The sequence below is a fragment of the Campylobacter rectus genome (assembly GCF_004803795.1).
Lineage (GTDB): Bacteria > Campylobacterota > Campylobacteria > Campylobacterales > Campylobacteraceae > Campylobacter_A > Campylobacter_A rectus.
Genome location: NZ_CP012543.1, coordinates 2,414,284 through 2,434,750, shown reverse-complemented (window position 1 = coordinate 2,434,750; position 20,467 = coordinate 2,414,284). Strand labels below are relative to the sequence as shown.

Here is a 20,467-nt window from a genome sequence, read left to right as displayed (position 1 = left end):
GCAAAGAATTTTTATTAAAATAGAATTTTTATGTATATTATTTTGAGACGCTTTAAAGAGTGAAATTTGAAGAATGCGTTTGTGCTTGAATTTCGCAAGGGTTTCAAAAAAACTAAAAATTTAAGCTAATTTCAATATTATTTTAGGTAAATTTTCATTTTTTATTAGGTCCCGTAGCTCAGTTGGTAGAGCACTACCTTGACATGGTAGTGGTCGATGGTTCGAGTCCATTCGGGGCCACCATTTCGCTTCTTTTAAAGTCCGGATTTTTCAAACTCTCATCAAAATTTCATTCAAAAATTCGCATTGCAAACCAAAATGCAAAATTCGCGTCAAAGTTTATTCATCGGAGCCAAAAATATACTTAATGTTTTAAAATTTGCAAAATTTAAAGCTAAAGCATCAAATCCAGGCGTGTTTTGCGGGATAAAATTTAAAAATTAAGCGCAAAGGCAACCACTCCTTTGCGCAATTTGGGAGAAAAATGAATCAAAACAATGCAAAGACGAGATAAATGCACGATTCATTTCGGTAAAATAGTAGCGGTATTTTTCTTAAAATATAATAAATTATATCAAAAATATAGCCTAATTTATCGGATTTTATACCCAATTAATATATTTTAGTATATTCAAAGCGCTAAAGCCGAATTCGGTAGCCGTTTAAATCCAAATCAAATAAAACGTTAAGTAACGCTTAAAAACAATTTAGCTAAAATCCCAACCAATTCTTTCAGCGTAAGAAAGATGTTTCGATAAAAAGGACTTAAAATGAGCGATATCATCGCATACAAACTGGATGGAAACATAGTCGATACTCAGAGTATCAACGGGCGAGAAAACGCCGCAGAACCGATTTATTACGGTAACTCCCCCGACGCGCTAAACGTCATCAGGCACTCCTGTGCGCACCTAATGGCGCAGGCGATCAAAGAGCTTTATCCGCAGGCTAAGTTTTTCGTCGGACCAAACGTCGAGGACGGATTTTATTATGATTTTAAGGTCGATGAAGCTAACAGCAAGCTTAGCGACGAAGACCTAGAGGCGATAGAAGCCAAGATGAAAGAGCTCGCCGAAGCCAAACAAGACATCCTCAAAGCAAGCTCCACAAAAGCCTTTATGAGCGATAAATTTAAAGACGACGAGCTAAAACAAGAGGTGCTAAAACGTATCCCCGAAGGCGAAGTCAGCAGCTACAAGCAAGGAAATTTCGAGGATTTGTGCCGCGGACCGCACCTACCTAATACCAAATTTTTAAGATTTTTTAAACTAACCCGCGTAGCCGGAGCGTATCTGGGCGGCGACGAAACGCGCGAGATGATAAACCGTATCTACGGCACGGCATTTGCCGATAAAGAGAGCCTAAAAGAGCATATCCGCATCATCGAAGAGGCTAAAAAACGCGACCACAGAAAGCTTGGCGTCGAGATGAAGCTGTTTGCCTTCGACGAAGAGGTCGGCGGCGGTCTACCGATCTGGCTACCAAACGGCGGACGTTTGCGCTCCAAACTCGAGCAAATTTTATACAAAGCGCACCGCGACCGCGGCTACGAGCCGGTTAGAGGCCCCGAGCTACTAAAAGCCGACGTGTGGAAAAAGAGCGGCCACTACGCAAACTACAAAGAAAATATGTACTTTACGACGATCGACGAGGCAGAATACGGTATAAAGCCGATGAACTGCGTCGGCCACATCAAGGTCTATCAAAGCGACATCCGCTCATACCGCGATTTGCCGCTTAAATTTTTCGAATACGGCGTCGTGCATCGCCACGAAAAAAGCGGCGTTTTGCACGGACTTTTCAGGGTGCGCGAATTTGCCCAGGACGACTCGCACATCTTTTGTATGCCAAGCCAAATCAAAGAAAATATCCTAGAAATTTTAAAATTTGCCGGCAAAATAATGGAAAATTTCGGCTTTCATTACGAGATGGAAATTTCAACCAAGCCTGCAAAAGCGATCGGCGGGGACGAAATTTGGGAAACGGCGACCAAAGCGCTAAAAGAAGCCCTTGACGAAAACGGCTTTAAATACGGTATCGACGAGGGCGGCGGCGCATTCTACGGTCCAAAAATCGACATCAAAATCACCGACGCGCTAAAACGAAAATGGCAGTGCGGCACGATCCAGGTCGATTTTAACCTACCTGAGCGCTTCGATCTAGGCTACATCGACGCAAATAACGAACGCCGGCAACCAGTCATGCTGCACCGCGCGCTACTGGGAAGCTTTGAGCGATTTATCGGCATTTTGATCGAGCACACGGGCGGCGAGCTGCCGTTTTTCGTCGCTCCGACGCAAGTAGTCATCGTGCCGATCAGCGATGCGCACCTAGACTACGCTAAAACAGTCGCCAAAGAGCTTCGCAAAATCGGCGTAGATAGCGAAATCGCGAGCAAAAACGAGAGCCTAAACAAACGCATTCGCACCGCTGAAAAACAACGCGTGCCGATGATCGCGGTGCTGGGCGACAACGAAGTGGCAAATAGCGCCATCGCCTTGCGCGACCGCACGACCAGAGAGCAAAAAGATATGAAGCTGGATGAATTCGTAGGGCTGTTAAAATCAAAACTCGCCGAGGTAACTTTTTGAAATACGGAATAAAATCCGCTAAATTTGAGCTAGGCGCGGCTTTATGCTAAGCCCGGCTTTTACCAAAATCCGCAAAAATTGTCACGGCGCAATAAATTTCTACGAAAAATACAATAAAAACACAATATTTTTGGATATAATCAACAAATTTCAACTTAAAGGAAAAAACTAATTGGCTAAAGAAAACGAAGTGTTGCTCAACGAAGATATCAGAGCGAGCGAAGTAAGATGCGTGGGAGACGACGGCACCGCATACGGCGTCATTCCAAGAGTAGAGGCCTTGAAAATCGCCGAGAAAATGGGGCTTGATCTGGTGCTAATCGCGCCTGATGCCAAACCTCCCGTTTGCAAGATAATGGACTACGGCAAATTCCGCTACCAGCAGGAAAAAAAGCAAAAAGAGGCCAAGAAAAAGCAAAAAACGATCGAAGTAAAAGAGATCAAACTCTCCGTCAAAATCGCTCAAAACGACATCAACTACAAAGTCAAACACGCGCTTGAGTTTCTAGAAGAGGGCAAACACGTCAAATTTCGCGTATTTCTAAAAGGCCGCGAGATGAGCAATCCCGAAGCTGGCGTCGCGATGCTACAAAAAGTTTGGGAGATGGTAAAAGACGTCTCCGACCGCGATAAAGAGCCGCTGCTAGAAGGCCGCTATGTCAATATGTTGGTAACGCCGAAGAGGTAAATTTAATAAATTTGGGCGAGAAATCGCTCAAATTTTAAGTCTTAAAATTTGGCAAAATTTGACGATAAATATCTGTTTTTAGATCTTAGTTTTTAAATTTTAAGAAATTTTATAAGTATCAAAAAGCAAATTCGCGCGAGTCAAATCGCTACACAAACGATCAAATCAAAGAAATTTTAATACGTATAAAGCTAGCAAAAGGGCTTATCTCCTGCGAAATAGCGAAGCGAGAAACACTAAAATCGTCCCGACCTACACCGTTTATAATCTAAACAGCGACGCTAAGCGAATGCAAAAAACTCTTGTCGGTATAGGCGAATACGGCTTTGGCTATCCTGCAAACTGGGCGCAAGCGCTGCTTGAAATAACGAGCGGCGAAGAACGATGGCAAATTTTTAAAGCCCTAAAAGAGCAACAGCGACTGTATCTAGAAAAAGACGGTAAAAATAACAAAAAGCTAGAAAAAATATTTCAATCTGCTGAGCAAAATTTAACCGAATAAAAGCCGAAAAGCTCGGTAAATTTAAGCCCGCAAATATAAAATTTGCAAGTTGGCATAGGCGTGCAAAACGGCGTCAAAGAAGCAAAATTTGAGCCAAAATCGCTAAAACAATAAATTTCGTATGCGAGCCGCCTAAAGCTAAATTTTCACCCCAAAAAAGCGGCCGCACACTTAAAACTGAGACTTTAGATGAGCCCGCGCGATTTATTTGCCCACTTTTTTGCAGCAGTCTTTTCTGAGGCCTTTGCTCTTCTCACAGCATCTTTCATAGGCCTGCCTTGATAGGCTCGCATCTTTTTTCACTGCCTGAGCAGTAGCGCCGCCTCTGCCGTACTCGTATATCTCGCCCAGATCCTTGCACGATGCGGTGTCGTTCTCGTTATAGCAGCCTTTCGTAAAAATCTGCACCGCCGTAGCCCACTGCCCCTTAGACACGGCCTGCGCTCCGTCGCTATGGCTCTTTCCGGCCTGGGCCGAAGACAACGCCAAACAGGACAAAAAGATCGCTAAAATCAATCTTTTCATAATGGTTCCTTTGTGTGGATTTATAAGGCGATTATACTACAAAAACGCTTTGATGTTTAGAAATTATTTACGCTATATCGTGATTAAATTTGGGTAAAAATTAATCATTGCATTCAAATTTAAGCCGCGACCCGCAAAGCCATCCAAATTTCAGACTTGCCAAATTTTACGGTTTAAATTTAACTCTTTTACTATCTGAGTAAAGCTTGCTATCTCGCTCTCGCAAAGCGCTATGGTTTCATTGTTCATTAGCGATTTGCCAAGCTGCGGCTCAAATTCGTCGCATTCGGTCTACGGCGATAAAGATTCGGCTATCTTTAAAACGGCGTTTGCGGACGCGCCTAGTCTTAAGCAAAGCCGGGTAAATTTTTCCATCAGTGCCGGACTAAGCGCGTATCTAGCGCCGATCTGATCGGTCGTATAGACTCAATATCTCCTCGAACCTCGCGTCGTCCATATTCGCCTTTTTGCCGTAGATTGCTAAATTTTGCGAATTCACGTGTGCGATTTGCGTTATATAGCTTAATTTTTATTGAAATCGGCCTTAAAAAGCGCGCTTTGAAATTGCACGACCGTTTCGGTACTGTTTTTCTTTTTCACCTTTTTGGCTGCGTAAAAGTCGCTAAATTTGACGCTAATGCCATCTATATCGCCCCCTCCCACCAGATCCTCGCTGCTCTACTGGTGCACCGTACAATCATAAATCGTAAAAAAATTATCAAACCCCGAGCCCGCGGTCTTTATCATAGCTAAGACCGTGCTTTTTTACGATATTTTCTATGATCTGACGCTTAAAATTCGCCCCAAACTCACGCCTTTTTGCTGCAGTAATGAGCATTGTCGTAAAAGTATAAACAAGCGCGCCTATCACCGTGCCGAAAATCGCATCTAAAAGATACGTTATAGCCGCGCCCACGCAAACGCCGACGTCAATGCCGATCAAATTTGCTTTTTTGATAGCGGCGACTAAATTTACGCGCTCGTTTTCCAGCTCGCCTAACTAGGCGGCAAGCTCGCCAGAGACGAAATTTTGGGCATTTTTGCTTGAAATTTCCGCCGGTTTTGCATAAAATTTGCTACAAATCCGCAAACCGAAGGAACGATAAAAAGGTAGCTAAAGGCTCGTAAAGCCCGCCCGTTTAGGACTGCGCTTGCTAGCGCGAAAATGGCGGGCGCGGCGAATCAGGACGGCAGCTACGAGAGCGAGCGTTTCGAGCGCATCGGTTTTTTGCCTTGGCGTAGAGCTCGTCCGTATCCGCCATCCTCTCCTAAATTTGCCTAGTCTTTTTTGCCTTTGTTTAGCGATTTTAGCTTAGCATCGGTGTCATCAGTTAGCATCGTGAAGATTTCATTGGTCAGATTACGAGTTAAAGCTTTGGCTTCCTTCATCATATTTATCGAGAATTCGTTTAGCAGCTTGTTTGCTTTGGCTTTGTCTTTTTTGTAGAGTTTGACGTATTCGTCTTCAAATTTAGCCTGCTTGACCGCGAGCGCGTCCTCAAACTCCTTGTAGGCCTTTTTCACGACCGGCGAATACTTATCGTAATCCATCATCACGAGAGTTTGCAGCTTTCTATACGTCCAGTAGATCGACTCGTCGTCGGCCTTATACGAGCCCTTGTCGTAGCCGTCTATAAATTTATCCAGCCCGTAGTAATACGGCAAATAAACGCCAAGATCGGACATACCCAGCGCCACGTAGGTCACTCTGCCGATCTCTTGCGGTAGCCACGGGCGCACCTGCATCACGTGCGACTCGTAGGTTCTAAAGACGCTCACGGCGCGGTAGATATTTTTTTGATTTTCATCCTTGCTAGAGTAGTTATCGTAGGCGGTGCCGTCGTAGTGGGCTCTAAGCGCGTTTTTTAGATCCTGCACGCTTAGCTTTTTGGCCGGTTTTAAAAACACCGGATAGTCGCCGCCGCTCAGAGTCTGCTTATTTTTTAGCTCGGGATTAAACATCTGCTGCACCCAGCAAACGCGCGGATAGTTGTAGGTTACGTCTCTCTCATCGTCTCTGGTGTAGGCTTTGGTAAATTCAAATTCGCCGTCTTTTGCCGGATCGTAGGCGCCGTTATCTTGGGCAAATTTGATCAAATTTTTCGACCCCATAAAATTCGGATCGTTTTCTTTGTAGTTTTGTAGCCTGCCCTGGTTTGCGGAGACGAAGTATTCGTCTTTTGGTAGCTTTGCCGCCATCCAGTGATGACCCGTACCCGTCTCAAAGTACCAAAGCTCGTTTTTATCCACGAACACTACGCCAAAACCCTCTCCCGCGCCCGTAGTTTCCACTATCTCGCCGAGCAGCTTCACGCCCTCGGCTGCGCTTTTCATCCTAGGTAGCAAGACGTCCGGGATATCGTCCTCCGTGATGCCGGTCGCTTCGTTATACGGATCGATTTTTAGCAGTTCGTCTTTGGCGTAGATGGTCTCGGTGCCGCTGATGCCAACGCCCGCGTCATTGTAGCCGACCGCGCCGTGAAGCCTGGTGTGGGAGTTTGCTATCGTCGTGTATCTCATACCCTCTTTTGGCAGCGGATAGGTAAAATCATTCGCTCCGTTATGCGCCTTTGAGCTGTGGACGCCTTTTTGATTGGTTTTTTTCGGATGTATCAAAAACACCTGCGCCTTTATCGCCTTACTATCGGCACTCCTAGCTATCAGCATAGAGCCGTCTTTAGAGGCGCCCTCTCCAACCAAAATAGTCGTGCAAGCTAACGCATTTGCGCAAAACATCGCGCTTATTACCGCCGCAGAGGCGAGAAACTTTATCTTCATCGTTACTCCTTGATTTGAGATAAAAAATTTGATGAAATTATATGACTAAAAATATTAATTAAATATAAAATTTAAGCTACTTTCAAGATTGTATTGTAAATTTGTTTTGTATTTTGCCGCGCGACGTATCAAATTTAAATTTCTTAAAGGAATTTTGGGTATAATCCCACTCTTACGCATAAGGCGTAAAAGAAATTTTAAAAGGATTAGTATGCCTAAGATGAAGACAGTTCGCGGCGCTGCTAAACGTTTTAAAGTGGGCAAAAACAAGATCAAAAGAGGCTCTGCTTTTAGAAGCCACATTTTGACTAAAAAATCTCGCAACCGCAAGAGAGATTTGCGCTCGCCTCAATACGTAGACAGCACAAACGTCGCAAGCGTCAAAGCGATGCTCGGAATTTAAGTTTTTGACGAAAGGTCATTTTAAACTCCCCCGAATTTGGGGCAAGACTCACTCGGTGAGCGCCGATTTGTAAAGGATAAATATGGCAAGAGTAAAAACAGGCGTAGTTAGAAGAAGACGCCATAAAAAAGTTTTAAAACTAGCTAGAGGTTTTTTCAGCGCTAGACACAAACACTTTAGAAAAGCTAAAGAGCAATTAGAAAGAAGTTTGGTCTATGCTTACCGCGACAGACGCCGCAAGAAACGCGACTTCCGCCGCTTGTGGATAGTGCGCATCAACGCTGCGTGCCGCCTAAACGACATTAGCTATTCGCGCTTTATCGCGGGACTTAAAAAAGCAAATATCGAGCTTGATAGAAAAATCTTAGCCGATCTAGCTATGAATGACGCAAAAGCTTTCAGCGAGCTAGCTTCAAAAGCAAAGGCTGCTTTATAATATACTGGGGCGGCTTTCCGCTCCTTTTTTAATAAACATTGGCTTTGCCGATACTTCAAAATTTATCTTTTAATCTATAAATCGAATTTTTACCGTTTTTTGGAATTTTGTTTTGCATTATTGCGCTAAATTTGACGAATTTGCCGTTAAATTTTTATATGAACAAAAACGAAATAGATTAAAGGGCGTAAATTGAGTTAAATTTGAGTAGAAGCGGAAGGCTAAAAGAAGATTTCGCAAATGAGCTAGTCGTAAAAATTTGGGATCGAATTTTAGTAAAAAATAATCATAATTTAGTATCTGTAAAACAAAACGCACAAGTGCATTTTAGATAAAGCGGGATTTGCGTAGCTTCCAGGAACCCGGCTTAAATTTACTTAAGCGAAGCGTAAATTTATTAAAGCCGTTGCTAAAATTTATCCAAGCAAAGCTTAAATTTGCATACCAAATCTAAAGCAAAATTTTGCCAAGCAAGCTTTTTGCCGCACTCGGCAGTATTTTGCTTAATTTAACAAGCAAAGCGAGCAAACCTGTCAAAGCAAACGGCCAAATTTGATGCGTCGGTTAAATACCGGCTTTAAATCCAATAGACTTGCGATATGATATAAATCAAATCAGCAGGCAAGGTTAAATCTCAAGCCGGCTTTAAATTTATGGGCAAGCCCGAAAATCGGATCAAATTTAATGAATAAGCCTTCTAATTTAGCCGTTTGATTTATCTAAATCGGCAAACCGACAAGAGATTAATCGGGGTTATCCATCCAAATTCGAGCGAGCAAGCCAAATTTAGCCTGCTTTGTTCAGCCGAGTAAATTGCCCAAAACGGCTCTTGCTCGGCAAAATTTAGTAAGCAAATCGTTCAAATTTAACGAACGCTCTGCTTTAAATTTAACAAACAAATAAGCAAAAATAGACAAAGCCCGCCGGCTAAAAAAGCAAGCAGGCTTACTTATCAAATCACGCCCCGACGATGATTTGAGTAGCTTTGATGATAGCCGTTACTTCATCTCCGGCTTTTAGAGATAGGTTTTTAGCAGATTCGTTGGTAACGATAGCGCTTAGCTTATCTCCGCCGGCTATCTCTATATCTACTTCGGCATTTACCGCACCTTCTACTACTTTTGCTACCTTACCTTTTAGTTGGTTGGTAGCGCTTAGTTTTAGTTTGTCTTCGCCCTTAGCTACTATGATAGAAGAAGCTTTAAATAGATAAACTACCTTTTTGCCCGCTACTAAACCCAGATCTTTTTGGCTATCTACGGTTACGGTCGCTTTTACCGTCTCTCCGCCTTGTAGCTTTGCTACGATGAGCGAGTTTACCGCTCCTTCTCTTACCTCTACGATCTTGGCCTCCAGTTGATTTCTTGCGCTAAACATTGCGTCTCCTTGTAAATAAATTTGATTTCGTATTAAAATCTTGACGAAATAGTAACGACTTAAACTTCGGCGAAACTTAAAATGAATATATGCAAAAATTTAACTTTATCACTGAAATTACCTACATTAACGATTTTTTAAATTTTAGGCATCCTAGTATGCCAAATAGAAAAATTAAATGATATAAATTGAAATTCGGGACAAATGTTTTTTGGGGTAAATTTAAAAAGGAGCGGGATGAAAAACTTAAATTTGATCAAATTTAAAATAAAAAAGAGGATTATCGGACGAAATTTACTCTTTCGCCCGATAAGGTTTGAGAGACTAGAATTTAACCTCAAACGAAGCCGTGAAGTTTCTGCTATAGGTCGGTCGTGCCCCTTTATCTTTGTAAAAAAGTTTATAATCTGCTATAATTCCCGCGTATTTTATAAATTTAAACAAGGAGACGATATGTCAATTACCAGCATCGACATCAGTGCTTTATATATCACTATGTTTAACAGAGTTCCCGAAGGCGCGGGACATAAATTTTGGTTTAATCTTGCAAAGAAACAAGGCCTAAACACGAGCCAAGTAGCCCAGCAGATGTTAAATTCCACCCCTGCCCAGGAGTATTTTGCGGGTAAAAACTCAAACGAAGACTTCGTAAATCATATCTACTCGAATTTATTCGGTAAAACCATAGCCCAGGATCCTAAGGGTTCCAAATTTTGGATAGATAAGCTAAAAGAAGGCAACTCAAAAGCTTTCGTAGTATCTGAGATGTTGAAAGCTGCTATGAGCAATACCTATACCAAACCGGAAGAACTTAAAGCTCAAAAACTATTCTTAAATAAATTAAAAGCTGCCGAGATAGCTCATAAAGCTATAGAAAACGTTCCAAGCAGCGGAAGCATAACAGAAAAGATAGCAAGCTTTGCCAATATACTGAAAAATATCAAAGACACCAGCACCCCTACCCAGATAGCCCAGGTCATAAAACAAGAAGCCCTAAAAGGAAATTTGACTGTATTAAACAGTCATCAACTGGCCCAAATCACAAAATCCATATTCCCGTCCGTAGATGCGGATGCACTACAAAAAGCTTTGGATAACACTACTGCTACTACTGATATATATGAAGAAGGAGGAAGCACTCCTACCCCTCCTACTCCTCCTACCCCTCCTGCTCCTACCCCAAATCCTGGAGGTGGAAGCTCAGGCGGAAGCAATAACCCAAAACCTCTAACTCCGGAAGAACAAAAACAAAAAGCAAAAGAAGAGGCCGTAAAACAAGCAGAAGAAAACCTACAAAAAGCAAAAGAAGCGGCCGAGCAAGCCAAAAAAGATGCCGATATAGCAAAAGAGATCAAAGAAGCCGTCGAACATGCGATAAATAACCACAACGGCATAAAACAATACGCCCTAAACCATATCCAAAACAAGATAGATGATCCATCTACTACCGATAAACAAAGAGAAGCTCTGGAAAAAGCAAAAGATATAGTAAGCAAGCTTGGCAGAACATTGGATCAAAAAAATCTCGATGAAGCAAAAGACAATGTAACTATAGCGGATAAAACAAAAGACGTAGCGGATAAACAAGAAAAAGTAGCCGAGAAGCAAGTGGACCACTCAAAAGCCGTAGCCAAAGAAGCCCCTCTACTGGATGCGGTTAAAAAGGCATATGAGGATAAGGTCAAAGCCCAGAGCGAACAAGCTATAGCCAAAGTTTTGAAAGAAAAGATCGACGAAAATTCCAAAATATATGTGATTAAAGAGGAGATAGAAATATCCAACGAATTAACATACCAACAAAAATTAGCAGCCAAAGCCAAGCTGGATGCATGGGCTAAAGAGCTGAATTTAAATTCCGGAGATAATCCAAATGATGCCCTAAAGGCTAAAGCCGATGCAAACAAAACCGCCGCCGATACCAAAGCCGCCGCCGCCGACAAAGCATATCAAGACGGCGACAAAGGAGCGCTAATCGATCATAATAATAATAAATCAGCGATCACAAACTCTTCAGCAAAAGTCGCCCAGGCTAAAGCCGATGCCGCTACTGCCATAGTCGCACTAAAAAAAGCCAAAGAAGATATCGCTAAAGCGAATCTAAATAAAGATCCTGATAACGAAGAGCTCAAAGCCGCTTTGCAAAAAGCGCAAGCCGAGCTGGAGAAAGCCAAAGCCGAGGAAAAAACCGCAAAAGCAACCGCTAAAGCCGAGGAGAAAGGAACCGTCCTAAAAAAAGTAGGCGACACAAACGTCTATAAGAGCGAAGACGGAAAATACACCGTGGATCTTGGCAACGATAAGGTAGCCGAAGGAAAAGCGCTTGTAGTAGGCAAAGACAATAAACTATACGAGGTAGATGAAAATGCCGCCGATGGCCCTAAATATACAGATAAGCCGCTGCTAAAATCAAACGACAAAGGCGGCACTATTTATAAAGGTGGAGTAGAGCAGTTTAGCTTCCTCTCAAAAGACGGTAATGCCGTAGCCGCACTCAAAGGCACCGACCCAAACAACCCAAACAAAGCCGAAGGCTTTATACTAAAACCGGGCGTCAAGGCTGACTACGACACGATGTCAAAGGCGGAGTTTGATTACGCTAACGGTAAATTTAAGGCAAACGGCGCCGAGCAACAAACCTATAAAATCGAAACCGAAAAAGCTCCTTCGCTCCATAATCCGGATAATCCTCAGTATAAGATAACTAAGGTCAATGACTATGTGTTTAAAGATAAACCTATCCTGGACGGTGATTTTAAGATCACGGGCACTAAAGACTTGAAAGACGACCTGAAGATCCCTCTCATAAACGGCAAGATATATGACGGTTCTATAAACGGATACACTATCAATACCGACACCGATAATAATCTGGTAAAAAGTATAGAAAAAGAGGGTAAGACTTATAATCTCGATGCCGACGGAAAAGTCGAAAGCATCAAAAAAGGTGATTTCACCTATAACCTAAAGGAGCATAAGACTTTAAACGACGCTATTGCTTTAGCTACCGGAGCTCAAGACGCTCTAAACAAAGCGAGCTCTACCGTCGTGAATAACTACACGAATGACGTTTTTAGATTAGATAATGATGGCAAGGCGACATCCGTGCAGCTTTCTAATAAAAACGAGCTGACGGTGAGAGATCTTACCCCTTTTAATCCTGACACGATAGACAATTTGAAGATATCAGAAATCAAATTTGCAAGCGGAGAGAAATTTACGCTCACCGGTGATCATGAGTATGATGATGTTCGAAATTACGAAAAGGTTGCCGGTAAATTTTTATTAAAACGTGTAGATAAATATAAAAATAGCGTATATGAAAAAGACGGGCATAAAGTCGAAGTCACGAATGCAGGAGAAAACAAATACACCCTTACCGAAACCAAAGACGGCAAGAAAGTATCCGTAGAGATCCAAGACTGGGGGCATACAGGAAGTATTGTACTAAAGACCGTCAAATACGATGCCGACGGAACTACCGTAAAGAGCGTGGATATGGTTGATCAAGAGGGCAAAGACAACGATGCTGTAACCGTGACTAGAGGCGAGACAGGAGTCGCGAATGGAAGGCAAATAGGTATCAAAGACGTCAACGCCGGAAAAGTCAGCTTTAAAGGTATAGAAAAGATTTATGTCGACTCAAGCGAAGCCCTTGACGGAAAAGGCTTAGACTATCTAAACAAGAGCGGAGCTAAGGAGATCAAGCTTTCTTCGAACCTTACTTTAAAAAATGAAGGCGACGGCACGCTTGATCTTGGCAAGATAAAATACAACGACAAAAAGCTTACGATCAAAGCGGGTAACACAAAATCAGATACCGTCAAATTAGGCGCCGAAGCAGCCGGAAATAAGCTAAGTATAGAAGGCTTTGAGCAGCAAGACAAAATAGACTTTAGCGCGCTGGGAGCTACCGATAAAAAAGTAAATAAAGTCGCGTCAAATGCAGAGAAAGGGCTGGAAAACGGTAAAATTTATACTACCGATGTAGCCGGCAATATCGACGAGAATGACTATGCAAACGGTGATTTCGGCCAGTTGTTCGGCAACGGCAAGACGTTTAAAACAATTACCGCAAACGGAAAATCCATAGTAGCCGTCAAAGGAAACGACAAAACCAAGGTATATCAGGTAAATGATGCAGACGGTAGCGGCACGATAGAGAAAAATGAAGTGAATTTGGTAGGCACCTTTGAGAGCAATGTCGAGCTTGGCGACGCCAATATCGCTTAAGCATTTCAGTCCGTCGTCCCTGGCGACTTAAATATAGCTTAGCGGTGTTGAGCTTAGCTTTAGCAGCGCTGAGCTTAGCGACTTAGCTTGGAGGGCCTAGCTTGGTGGCTCCGACGTCGCTTAAGCCTTTCAGTCCGTCGTCCCTTGGCGGCGGACTTTTTAAATATCCTTAAAATTTACGAAACGCAAACCGCATCGCGACAAATTTAACCGCCGCGCAGGGAAACTCGCTCAAATTTATAAATTTGCATAAATCAAGATGCAGGCCGTCACGTATGACGGAGCCCGCTAAAACTTAAAATTTAGCGCAAATTTTAAGCGGATCTCGCGTCGCTACCTCGCCGCGACGTTTGTCGCTTCTCCGCCCGATATTAACCGCCCTTTTAACGTATCCATCTATACAAAGCCCTTAAAATTTGCCCCTCGTTAGAACGATGAATTTAACCAAATCCCGAAAATAAAATTTGCCGTCAAATTTATCCCGCCGATCGCCAGATTTGCGAGTGCGTAGTCGCTACTCTTGGATTGTGATGCCGACACGGCTTGGCAGCAGCCTGGAAGCGCCTAGCTTGGCGACGGACTTTTTAAATATCCTTAAATTTAACCTCAAAATCTAAAAATATAAAAAATATTCACGATAAATTTTGCTATAAATTTACCTACGATAGGTTCGTTTAATCGGTCAAATTTAGTCTGCTTGCAAAATTTAACCCGTCAAACGAAAACGCATGAATTAACGGCAAATTCATCTCCTTTAGCTTTGCTTTAAATTTTATGGCTCAAGACGAGTAAATTTAGCCGCCGCTTTTATTTTTCGCAGTTTATCCCGGTCGCGTTAAATTTGCAAACTAAACAATGGCAAAAAATATAAAAGAGGAGAGAGCGGCTAAATTTAACCGCTCGGATTTAGATGCGAATTTGAGCGCCGTTCCTCGCCAAGCAATTTACGCCGATTAAAATAAAGCCTAAAATTTAGACGCCGCGTCCGTCAAATTTCACGGCCGTGCATACGAAAATCTCAAATTTAGATAGGCAAAACGCGGATATTTGGACTGAGGTTTTCTTGCAACACGTTTTCGATCGCGTAAAGCGTGCCCGTCGCGCCGCTCGCACAGCCGCTGCAAGCGCCCATATAGCGGATGTAGACGTCAAATTTACCCTCGGCGTCTTTTTGCAGATCGAGGATCTCCATATTGCCGCCGTCCATCATCAGCATCGGGCGGATCTGCTCGTCGATGACGCTCTCGATGGCTTTTAGTTGGCCCACGACGGTCATATTTTCAAAGCTCACGTCGTCAAATTTACCCGATATCTGCGCATCCAGCACGGCTTGCTTTTCCTCTAGCTCCATCTCGGCTCTGGTCTCGGCGAGGATATCCTCGAGATAATACTCGCGCTTCTCGTGTCCGCCCGGGCGCACGCAGGATTTGCAAAAGGCGCCCGCTTTGGTGTATTGCGTGATTTCCTCGACCGTGCGCAGGTCGTTTAGGCGGATGACCTCCTTGATCGTGCCTAGGCTCACACGCGCGCACTCGCATACGATGATCTCGTCCTCGAAATGCTCAGGATCCACGCCCTTATACTGCGCCGCGGCGGCCTTGATAACGTCGTAGGCCATAACCGAGCAGTGCATCTTTTGCGGCGGGACGGCAGGGATATCGGGAGTGTCGCGCATAGCTTTTTCCACGTCGATGTTAGTGATTTTTACGGCCTCATCCACGGTCTTGCCGATGCAAAGCTCGGCCATCGTATCGGAGCTCGCTACCGCCGTGCCGCAGCCGAAGCTTTTAAATTTAGCGTCTATGATGCGGTCGGTTTTCTCGTCCACGAGCCAATACAGCCTCACCGCGTCGCCGCAGCTTTCGGCGCCAAAATCCGCCACGATGAGCTTGCCGCCTCTTGCTTTGGCTTCGTCCTGCGTTATCTCGCCCATAAATTTGGGGTTGTTCATACGGTCTTGGACGTTTTGGGAGTATTCGTCCCAGATGGAGCCGCCGATTAGGTCGTTTTTTGCCATTTTATTTCCTTTTTTTGCGCTTCGTCTTTTGAGCGCTTTTCGCGGAGCTTGCTAAAATTTAGCTCGGCGGACTATCTGTCCAGCCTACGCTAAATTTTACCTGCGCAACCTCAAAAATCATCTCAAAATACTTCAGCTTGCACTTTTTATTTAACTCAAATTTGGATTCTTAAAAACCCAAATTTGAACCAAATTTATGAAATTTAAGTTGTTAAGGCGAAGTATTTTTTCTTTTTACTTCGCACAAACGCTCGTAACGCTCTGCTTGCAGTAGCGAACGCAGTGAAGCTAAACTTCGCTACGAGGAGACGAGGCGGAAATAAGCCGAGCGAGGGCGCGTATACGAAATACGTAACCGAGCTTCGGCGAAATTTCTAACGACGTATAAAGGAAAAAGACAAGCCGCTACTTTTCGCTAGGAGCATAGGCGTACGTGCTTGAAATACCCCTTAACCTCACCACCGCCTTTTTGATATGTTCTATCGCATAGTCGATCTCTTCTTCGGTGTTAAACCTCGATAGCGACAGCCTCAGCGCAGTATGCGCCAGATCGCTGCTAGCTCCGATGGCTTCCATTATCGGGTTGCTCTCTAGCGTCTCGGACGCGCACGCCGAGCCCGTAGACGCCGCGATACCGGCCTGATTTAGATCCCATAGCATCGCCTCGCCCTCGACACCTTTGATAGCGGCTAGGATGGTGTTTGGCAGCCTGTGAGCGCGCTCTCCCACGACCGAGACGTCGGGTAGCTCTAGCAGCGCGTCCTCGAGCTTGTCGCGCAGGCGTCTAACGTGCAGATTTTCAAACTCGATTAGCTTGTTGCTGTTTTCCAGCGCTTGCGCCATGCCGACGATGCCCGCGACATCGAGCGTTCCGCTGCGTCTGCCGCCCATATGCTCGCCGCCGTGGAGCAGACTCGTTAGCTTTTGCGAATCCTTGATATATAGGCCGCCTACGCCTTTTGGTCCGTGAAATTTATGCGCCGAAAAGCTCATAAAATCCACACCCATCTCGCGCACGTTTATCTTGATCTTGCCGACGGTTTGCGTCGCGTCGGTGTGAAATAGCGCGCCGTGCTCGTGAGCGATTGCCGCACACTCTTTGATCGGGAAAATGGTGCCCGTTTCGTTATTTGCCCACATGATGCTAACGAGCGCTGTTTTGTCGTCGATGAGCTTTCTTAGGTCGTTTGGATCGAGCAGGCCGTTTTCATTGACGGGCACGCGGCTCACGCGCACGCCGTATTTTTTGAGAAACTCGAAGGTCGCCGAGATAGCCGGGTGCTCGACGGCGCTAATGATGACGTGATCTTTGTCTTTATTTAATATATGATCGAAAAATACGCCCTTAGCTACCCAGTTGTTGCTCTCGGTGGCGCAGCCCGTGACCACGATGTCGTCGTTATCGCTCGCGTTTATGCCCGCATAGAGCTGATCCATCGCGCGGCGAAGCGCCGGGTGCGTCTCGGAGCCGAATCTATGAAGCGAGTTTGGATTGCCGTATTTTTCGCAGAAAAACGGCTTCATAAGCTCGAAGGCTTCGGGATCGACCATCGTCGTGGCATTGTTGTCTAGATATACTCTCACGCTTGACCTTTATCAATTAGGATATATTTTATCCCTTTTATTTTCGCGACGATAATATAACAAATTTTATAAATTTTTGATTAAAATTTTAGCTTAATTTTTTCAAATTTAGCCGTTTTTTGATAGAGTTAGTATATTGAATTTCTTTATCAAATAATTAAAACATCGCTGTTTGGGTTAAATTTGAGATAAAAAGATAAAAAATATCCTAAACTTAGTTTGATTTCTTAAGGTTTTAGAAAATTTAAAAATTAAAATTTTCGCATTTTGGGTGAAATTTAGCGAAATAAATCCGAATTTACACCCTTTTTTTAGATAAATTCGTATCTTTGCCCGGTAAAATTCGACGCGAGGTAAAGACGAAAGAAAGCGTTAAATTTAAAGCTGATTGAGGTTTCCGGGGTCGTAAAATTTAACCGTCCATGGCGCGCTCGCGACGTCTGTGCCCAGCTTTGACGCAAAATACTCCCGCACCGCGGTGTAGTCTGATTTTGAGATGAAATAAATATTTATAACGCTTGTTTGGCTAAATACGGCAAGGTTGCAAAAGTAGCTTAAATTTACATCCTTATCAAAGGCTCTGAGCACGCATTTTGCGATAAAAATCAGCACATAAAAAACAAACGCGGCCAAGACGAACATAAATGGAATTACGATCGCGGAAAGCGGATTTTTCGGTATCGCTCCTAAAATTTGATAGGGCGATTTTCGCATTTGGGTGATATCTGCCAAATTTATCGTTACTCCCTTTTTGGTTTGGAAAATTTTATCCTCGTAAAGGTAAACGAGCGAGGGATTTTTGAGTTTTTTGATTAGGTCGGCGGCGGCTAAAATATTCATAAAAATACCGGCTATAAACATCGAAACAAATCTGCCGTCTCGCATCGCTTCGGCTCTGAAAACCTCCCAAAGGGGGCCGCTTTGCCAGTCTACTATGCCGCTAAAAAATATTAGAAATATCATAGAAAGGTTAATGCCGAGCAAGAACGCGCAGCCAACCGCGATGCGGTAAAAATCATCCTGTAAAACCAGCGAATTTTCGTCGTAGTTTCTGCTCAAATTTGATCCTTTTGTATCGCTTATGCAAATTTTATCTTAAATTTAACGCTTTTTAATCTGCCGGATTAGATCCGGTTCGTTAAATTTGATGAAAACGGATACGCTTAAATTCATTTTAATGGGGCAAATTTTACGGCAAAAGCACAAATTTGAGCTTCAAATTTAGCCGCAGACCGCAGCGCTTGGATAAAATTTGGAGCAAATTTATAAAAATCTCGGCAAATAGGTCAAATTTGAGCTACTCGTAAATTCGGCTAATTTATCCCGCCTAGCAGCTCCTGCGTCTGCTCAAAGCTAAATCCCTCTTCGGCGTCTTGTTTTAGGAAGGCGTTGATAAATTCTTTTTTTGAGATCGCAAGGTCAAGCTCTTTGTCGCTACCTTTTTGATACGCGCCGATGCGCAGCAGCACTTCGTTTTCTTTGAGCAAGGAGTATAGGCGCTTTAGCTTGGCGGCGTTTGCTCTGTGCTCTTTGCTCGCGATGTCGCTCATCACGCGCGAGGCCGAGTTTAGGATGTTTATAGGTGGATAGATGCCAAAGTCCGTCATCTCGCGGCTAAGCACGATGTGGCCGTCTAGGATCGAGCGGCTCTGGTCGGCTATCGGATCGCTCATATCGTCGCCGTCTACTAGCACCGTGAAAAAGGCCGTTATGCTGCCCTTGCCCTCCTCTTTGCCCGCTCGCTCCATCAGCTGAGGCAGTAGGGTGAGCACGGAGGGCGGGTAGCCCTTGGACGTCGGCGGCTCGCCAAGAGCAAGACCTATCTCTCGCTGCGCCATAGCAAACCTCGTCACGCTATCCATGATAAAAAGCACGTCTTTGCCTTGGTTTTTAAAGTATTCGGCCACGCTCATCGCGCAAAAAGCGCCGTATTTTCGCATCAGCGGGCTATCGTCGCTGGTGGCTACGATGACTACGGTGCCGCTTAGGTCGCCGCGTAAATTTTTCTCGATAAACTCCGGCACCTCGCGGCCGCGCTCGCCGATAAGTGCGACTACTTTGATCGGGGCTTGCGAGTTTTTCACTATCATACCCATTAGCGTGCTTTTACCTACGCCCGAACCCGCAAAAATGCCTAGCTTCTGGCCCTTGCCGCAGGTTAGCAGCCCGTCGATGCTTTTAACTCCGACGCTAAAAATTTCATCTATCAGCCCGCGCTTCATCGCATCGATCGGAGCGCGCATTATCGGGGCGTATTCGGTCGCGACGATCGCGCCTTTGCCGTCTTTAGGATTCATAAAAGGATCCACCACGCGTCCCAAAAGAGCGTCGCCCACGGGGATTTTCATACCTTGGTCGCTTTGATAGACGAAGTCGCCGATTTTGTAGCCCTCTACAAAGCCAAAGGGCGAGATGAGCGCGGTATTTTGCCGCACCTCAGTCACCATCGCCAGCCCACTTTTGCTCTTGTCTTTAGCGCAAATTTGCACGATGTCGCCGATGCTGGGGCGCAGACCCGAGATCTCTATCGTCGTAGCAGAAATTCGCTCTATCACGCCAAAGACGCTAGAGAGAGATAAATTTGCGCCCAGTTTTGATTTTAAGCTATCTAAATTCACTAAAATCTCAATTCTTTGTGCGAATTTATGAGGGAGAAAAACTCGCGCCTAGTCTCGCTACTCTTTAAAAAGCAGCCTCGCAGCGCCGATGTGGTCGTGGTCGAGTTGATCTTGCCCACGCCTCGCATCTCCACACACATGTGCCGCGCCTCGATGACGACGCCCACGCCTTTTGGCTTGATGACGTCTTGCACGGCTTCGGCGATCTGCTCGGTGAGCTGCTCTTGGATCTGCAGGCGGCGGGCGAAGATATTTACCATGCGCGGGATTTTGCTAAGGCCAACGACCTTGTGATTTGGGATGTAGGCTACGTGCACGCGCCCGAAAAACGGCAACAAATGATGCTCGCAAAGGCTGTAAAATTCGATATCGCGCACGAGTACCATTTCGTTGTTGGAGCTGTCAAATAGCGCGTCGTTTAGCACGACTTTGGGGTCTTGCCAGTAGCCGCTCGTTAGAAACTCGAATGCCTTAAAAACGCGCTCGGGAGTTTTGGCTAGCCCCTCTCTGCGCGGATCTTCGCCGACTAGACTCAGCATCTGCTCGACGCAGCTTTCAAATTTTTCTTTTTTTAAATCCTCATTTTTTAAATTTTTTTGCATTCGCATTCCTGATTTAAATTTCGCCTGTTTAAATTTGATAAATGATTTTACTTAAATTCGCCTTTTGCGCGCTTAAATTTATACTATGAATAAGGAAAATTTTGCTACACTCTAGG

At 44.4% G+C, this 20,467-nt stretch carries 17 protein-coding genes and 1 tRNA gene; 7 read left to right on the top strand and 11 right to left on the bottom strand.

The window, feature by feature from the left end; genetic code table 11:
• Positions 1 to 167 precede the first annotated feature (167 nt).
• The 4 genes from CRECT_RS11655 to CRECT_RS11640 all read left to right on the top strand — a co-directional run bounded on the left by CRECT_RS11655 (position 168) and on the right by CRECT_RS11640 (position 3,781).
• Positions 168 to 243 (top strand) — tRNA-Val (locus CRECT_RS11655).
• Between the two features lie 527 nt (positions 244 to 770).
• Positions 771 to 2,591 (top strand): threonine--tRNA ligase, encoded by a 1,821-nt coding sequence (gene thrS, locus CRECT_RS11650; protein WP_002944035.1) that lies wholly within the window; start codon positions 771 to 773, stop codon positions 2,589 to 2,591.
• A gap of 172 nt (positions 2,592 to 2,763) precedes the next feature.
• Positions 2,764 to 3,279 carry a translation initiation factor IF-3 gene (infC, locus tag CRECT_RS11645; RefSeq protein ID WP_002944238.1) on the top strand — a complete coding sequence of 172 codons (516 nt, stop codon included), beginning with the start codon at positions 2,764 to 2,766 and terminating at the stop codon, positions 3,277 to 3,279.
• Between the two features lie 289 nt (positions 3,280 to 3,568).
• Positions 3,569 to 3,781 (top strand): hypothetical protein, encoded by a 213-nt coding sequence (locus tag CRECT_RS11640; protein WP_002944051.1) that lies wholly within the window; start codon positions 3,569 to 3,571, stop codon positions 3,779 to 3,781.
• A gap of 204 nt (positions 3,782 to 3,985) precedes the next feature.
• On the opposite strand, the gene CRECT_RS11635 is transcribed toward CRECT_RS11640, so the two are convergent.
• The 5 genes from CRECT_RS11635 to CRECT_RS11625 form a co-directional block, all read right to left on the bottom strand.
• Positions 3,986 to 4,306 (bottom strand): hypothetical protein, encoded by a 321-nt coding sequence (locus CRECT_RS11635; RefSeq protein ID WP_002944043.1) that lies wholly within the window; start codon positions 4,304 to 4,306, stop codon positions 3,986 to 3,988.
• A 291-nt stretch (positions 4,307 to 4,597) separates the two neighbouring features.
• Positions 4,598 to 4,681: a hypothetical protein gene (locus CRECT_RS13285; protein ID WP_332370065.1), complete on the bottom strand. Its 84-nt coding sequence runs from the start codon at positions 4,679 to 4,681 to the stop codon at positions 4,598 to 4,600.
• 147 nt (positions 4,682 to 4,828) lie between these two features.
• A complete protein-coding gene (locus tag CRECT_RS12835; protein ID WP_227932303.1) occupies positions 4,829 to 4,969 on the bottom strand; it encodes a hypothetical protein in 141 nt (46 codons plus the stop codon).
• Between the two features lie 55 nt (positions 4,970 to 5,024).
• Positions 5,025 to 5,249: a hypothetical protein gene (locus CRECT_RS12830; protein WP_227932301.1), complete on the bottom strand. Its 225-nt coding sequence runs from the start codon at positions 5,247 to 5,249 to the stop codon at positions 5,025 to 5,027.
• A gap of 335 nt (positions 5,250 to 5,584) precedes the next feature.
• Positions 5,585 to 7,084, bottom strand: a complete 1,500-nt coding sequence (locus tag CRECT_RS11625) for a C69 family dipeptidase (protein WP_002944097.1) — start codon at positions 7,082 to 7,084, stop codon at positions 5,585 to 5,587.
• Positions 7,085 to 7,295: 211 nt separating this feature from the next.
• Between CRECT_RS11625 and rpmI the strand changes: the two genes are divergently transcribed.
• Together rpmI and rplT are read left to right on the top strand one after the other, a co-directional pair.
• Positions 7,296 to 7,487: a 50S ribosomal protein L35 gene (gene rpmI, locus CRECT_RS11620; RefSeq protein ID WP_002944195.1), complete on the top strand. Its 192-nt coding sequence runs from the start codon at positions 7,296 to 7,298 to the stop codon at positions 7,485 to 7,487.
• An 82-nt stretch (positions 7,488 to 7,569) separates the two neighbouring features.
• Positions 7,570 to 7,923, top strand: coding sequence for a 50S ribosomal protein L20 (gene rplT, locus CRECT_RS11615; RefSeq protein ID WP_002944116.1), 354 nt, complete (start codon positions 7,570 to 7,572; stop codon positions 7,921 to 7,923).
• A gap of 957 nt (positions 7,924 to 8,880) precedes the next feature.
• On the opposite strand, the gene CRECT_RS11610 is transcribed toward rplT, so the two are convergent.
• Positions 8,881 to 9,300: a TOBE domain-containing protein gene (locus CRECT_RS11610; protein WP_002944232.1), complete on the bottom strand. Its 420-nt coding sequence runs from the start codon at positions 9,298 to 9,300 to the stop codon at positions 8,881 to 8,883.
• Between the two features lie 237 nt (positions 9,301 to 9,537).
• On the opposite strand from CRECT_RS11610, the gene CRECT_RS11605 reads away from it, so the two are divergent.
• Positions 9,538 to 13,530 (top strand): DUF4214 domain-containing protein, encoded by a 3,993-nt coding sequence (locus CRECT_RS11605; RefSeq protein ID WP_171992757.1) that lies wholly within the window; start codon positions 9,538 to 9,540, stop codon positions 13,528 to 13,530.
• A 1,024-nt stretch (positions 13,531 to 14,554) separates the two neighbouring features.
• Here CRECT_RS11605 and CRECT_RS11600 read toward each other — a convergent pair.
• The 5 genes from CRECT_RS11600 to folE all read right to left on the bottom strand — a co-directional run bounded on the left by CRECT_RS11600 (position 14,555) and on the right by folE (position 20,351).
• Positions 14,555 to 15,547 (bottom strand): iron-sulfur cluster assembly scaffold protein NifU, encoded by a 993-nt coding sequence (locus CRECT_RS11600; RefSeq protein WP_002944880.1) that lies wholly within the window; start codon positions 15,545 to 15,547, stop codon positions 14,555 to 14,557.
• A gap of 405 nt (positions 15,548 to 15,952) precedes the next feature.
• The gene (locus CRECT_RS11595; protein WP_002944877.1) at positions 15,953 to 17,131 is read right to left on the bottom strand and encodes a NifS family cysteine desulfurase; all 1,179 of its coding nucleotides are present in this window, start codon (positions 17,129 to 17,131) and stop codon (positions 15,953 to 15,955) included.
• 378 nt (positions 17,132 to 17,509) lie between these two features.
• Complete coding sequence (locus CRECT_RS11590) at positions 17,510 to 18,190, bottom strand: hypothetical protein (protein ID WP_002944869.1); 681 nt, start codon at positions 18,188 to 18,190, stop codon at positions 17,510 to 17,512.
• A gap of 254 nt (positions 18,191 to 18,444) precedes the next feature.
• Entirely contained in the window at positions 18,445 to 19,749 is a 1,305-nt protein-coding gene (gene fliI, locus CRECT_RS11585) for a flagellar protein export ATPase FliI (protein ID WP_002944896.1), read from the bottom strand.
• Positions 19,749 to 20,351, bottom strand: a complete 603-nt coding sequence (folE, locus tag CRECT_RS11580; protein WP_002944898.1) for a GTP cyclohydrolase I FolE — start codon at positions 20,349 to 20,351, stop codon at positions 19,749 to 19,751. The genes fliI and folE overlap by 1 nt, the downstream gene beginning before the upstream one ends.
• Positions 20,352 to 20,467: the final 116 nt, after the last annotated feature.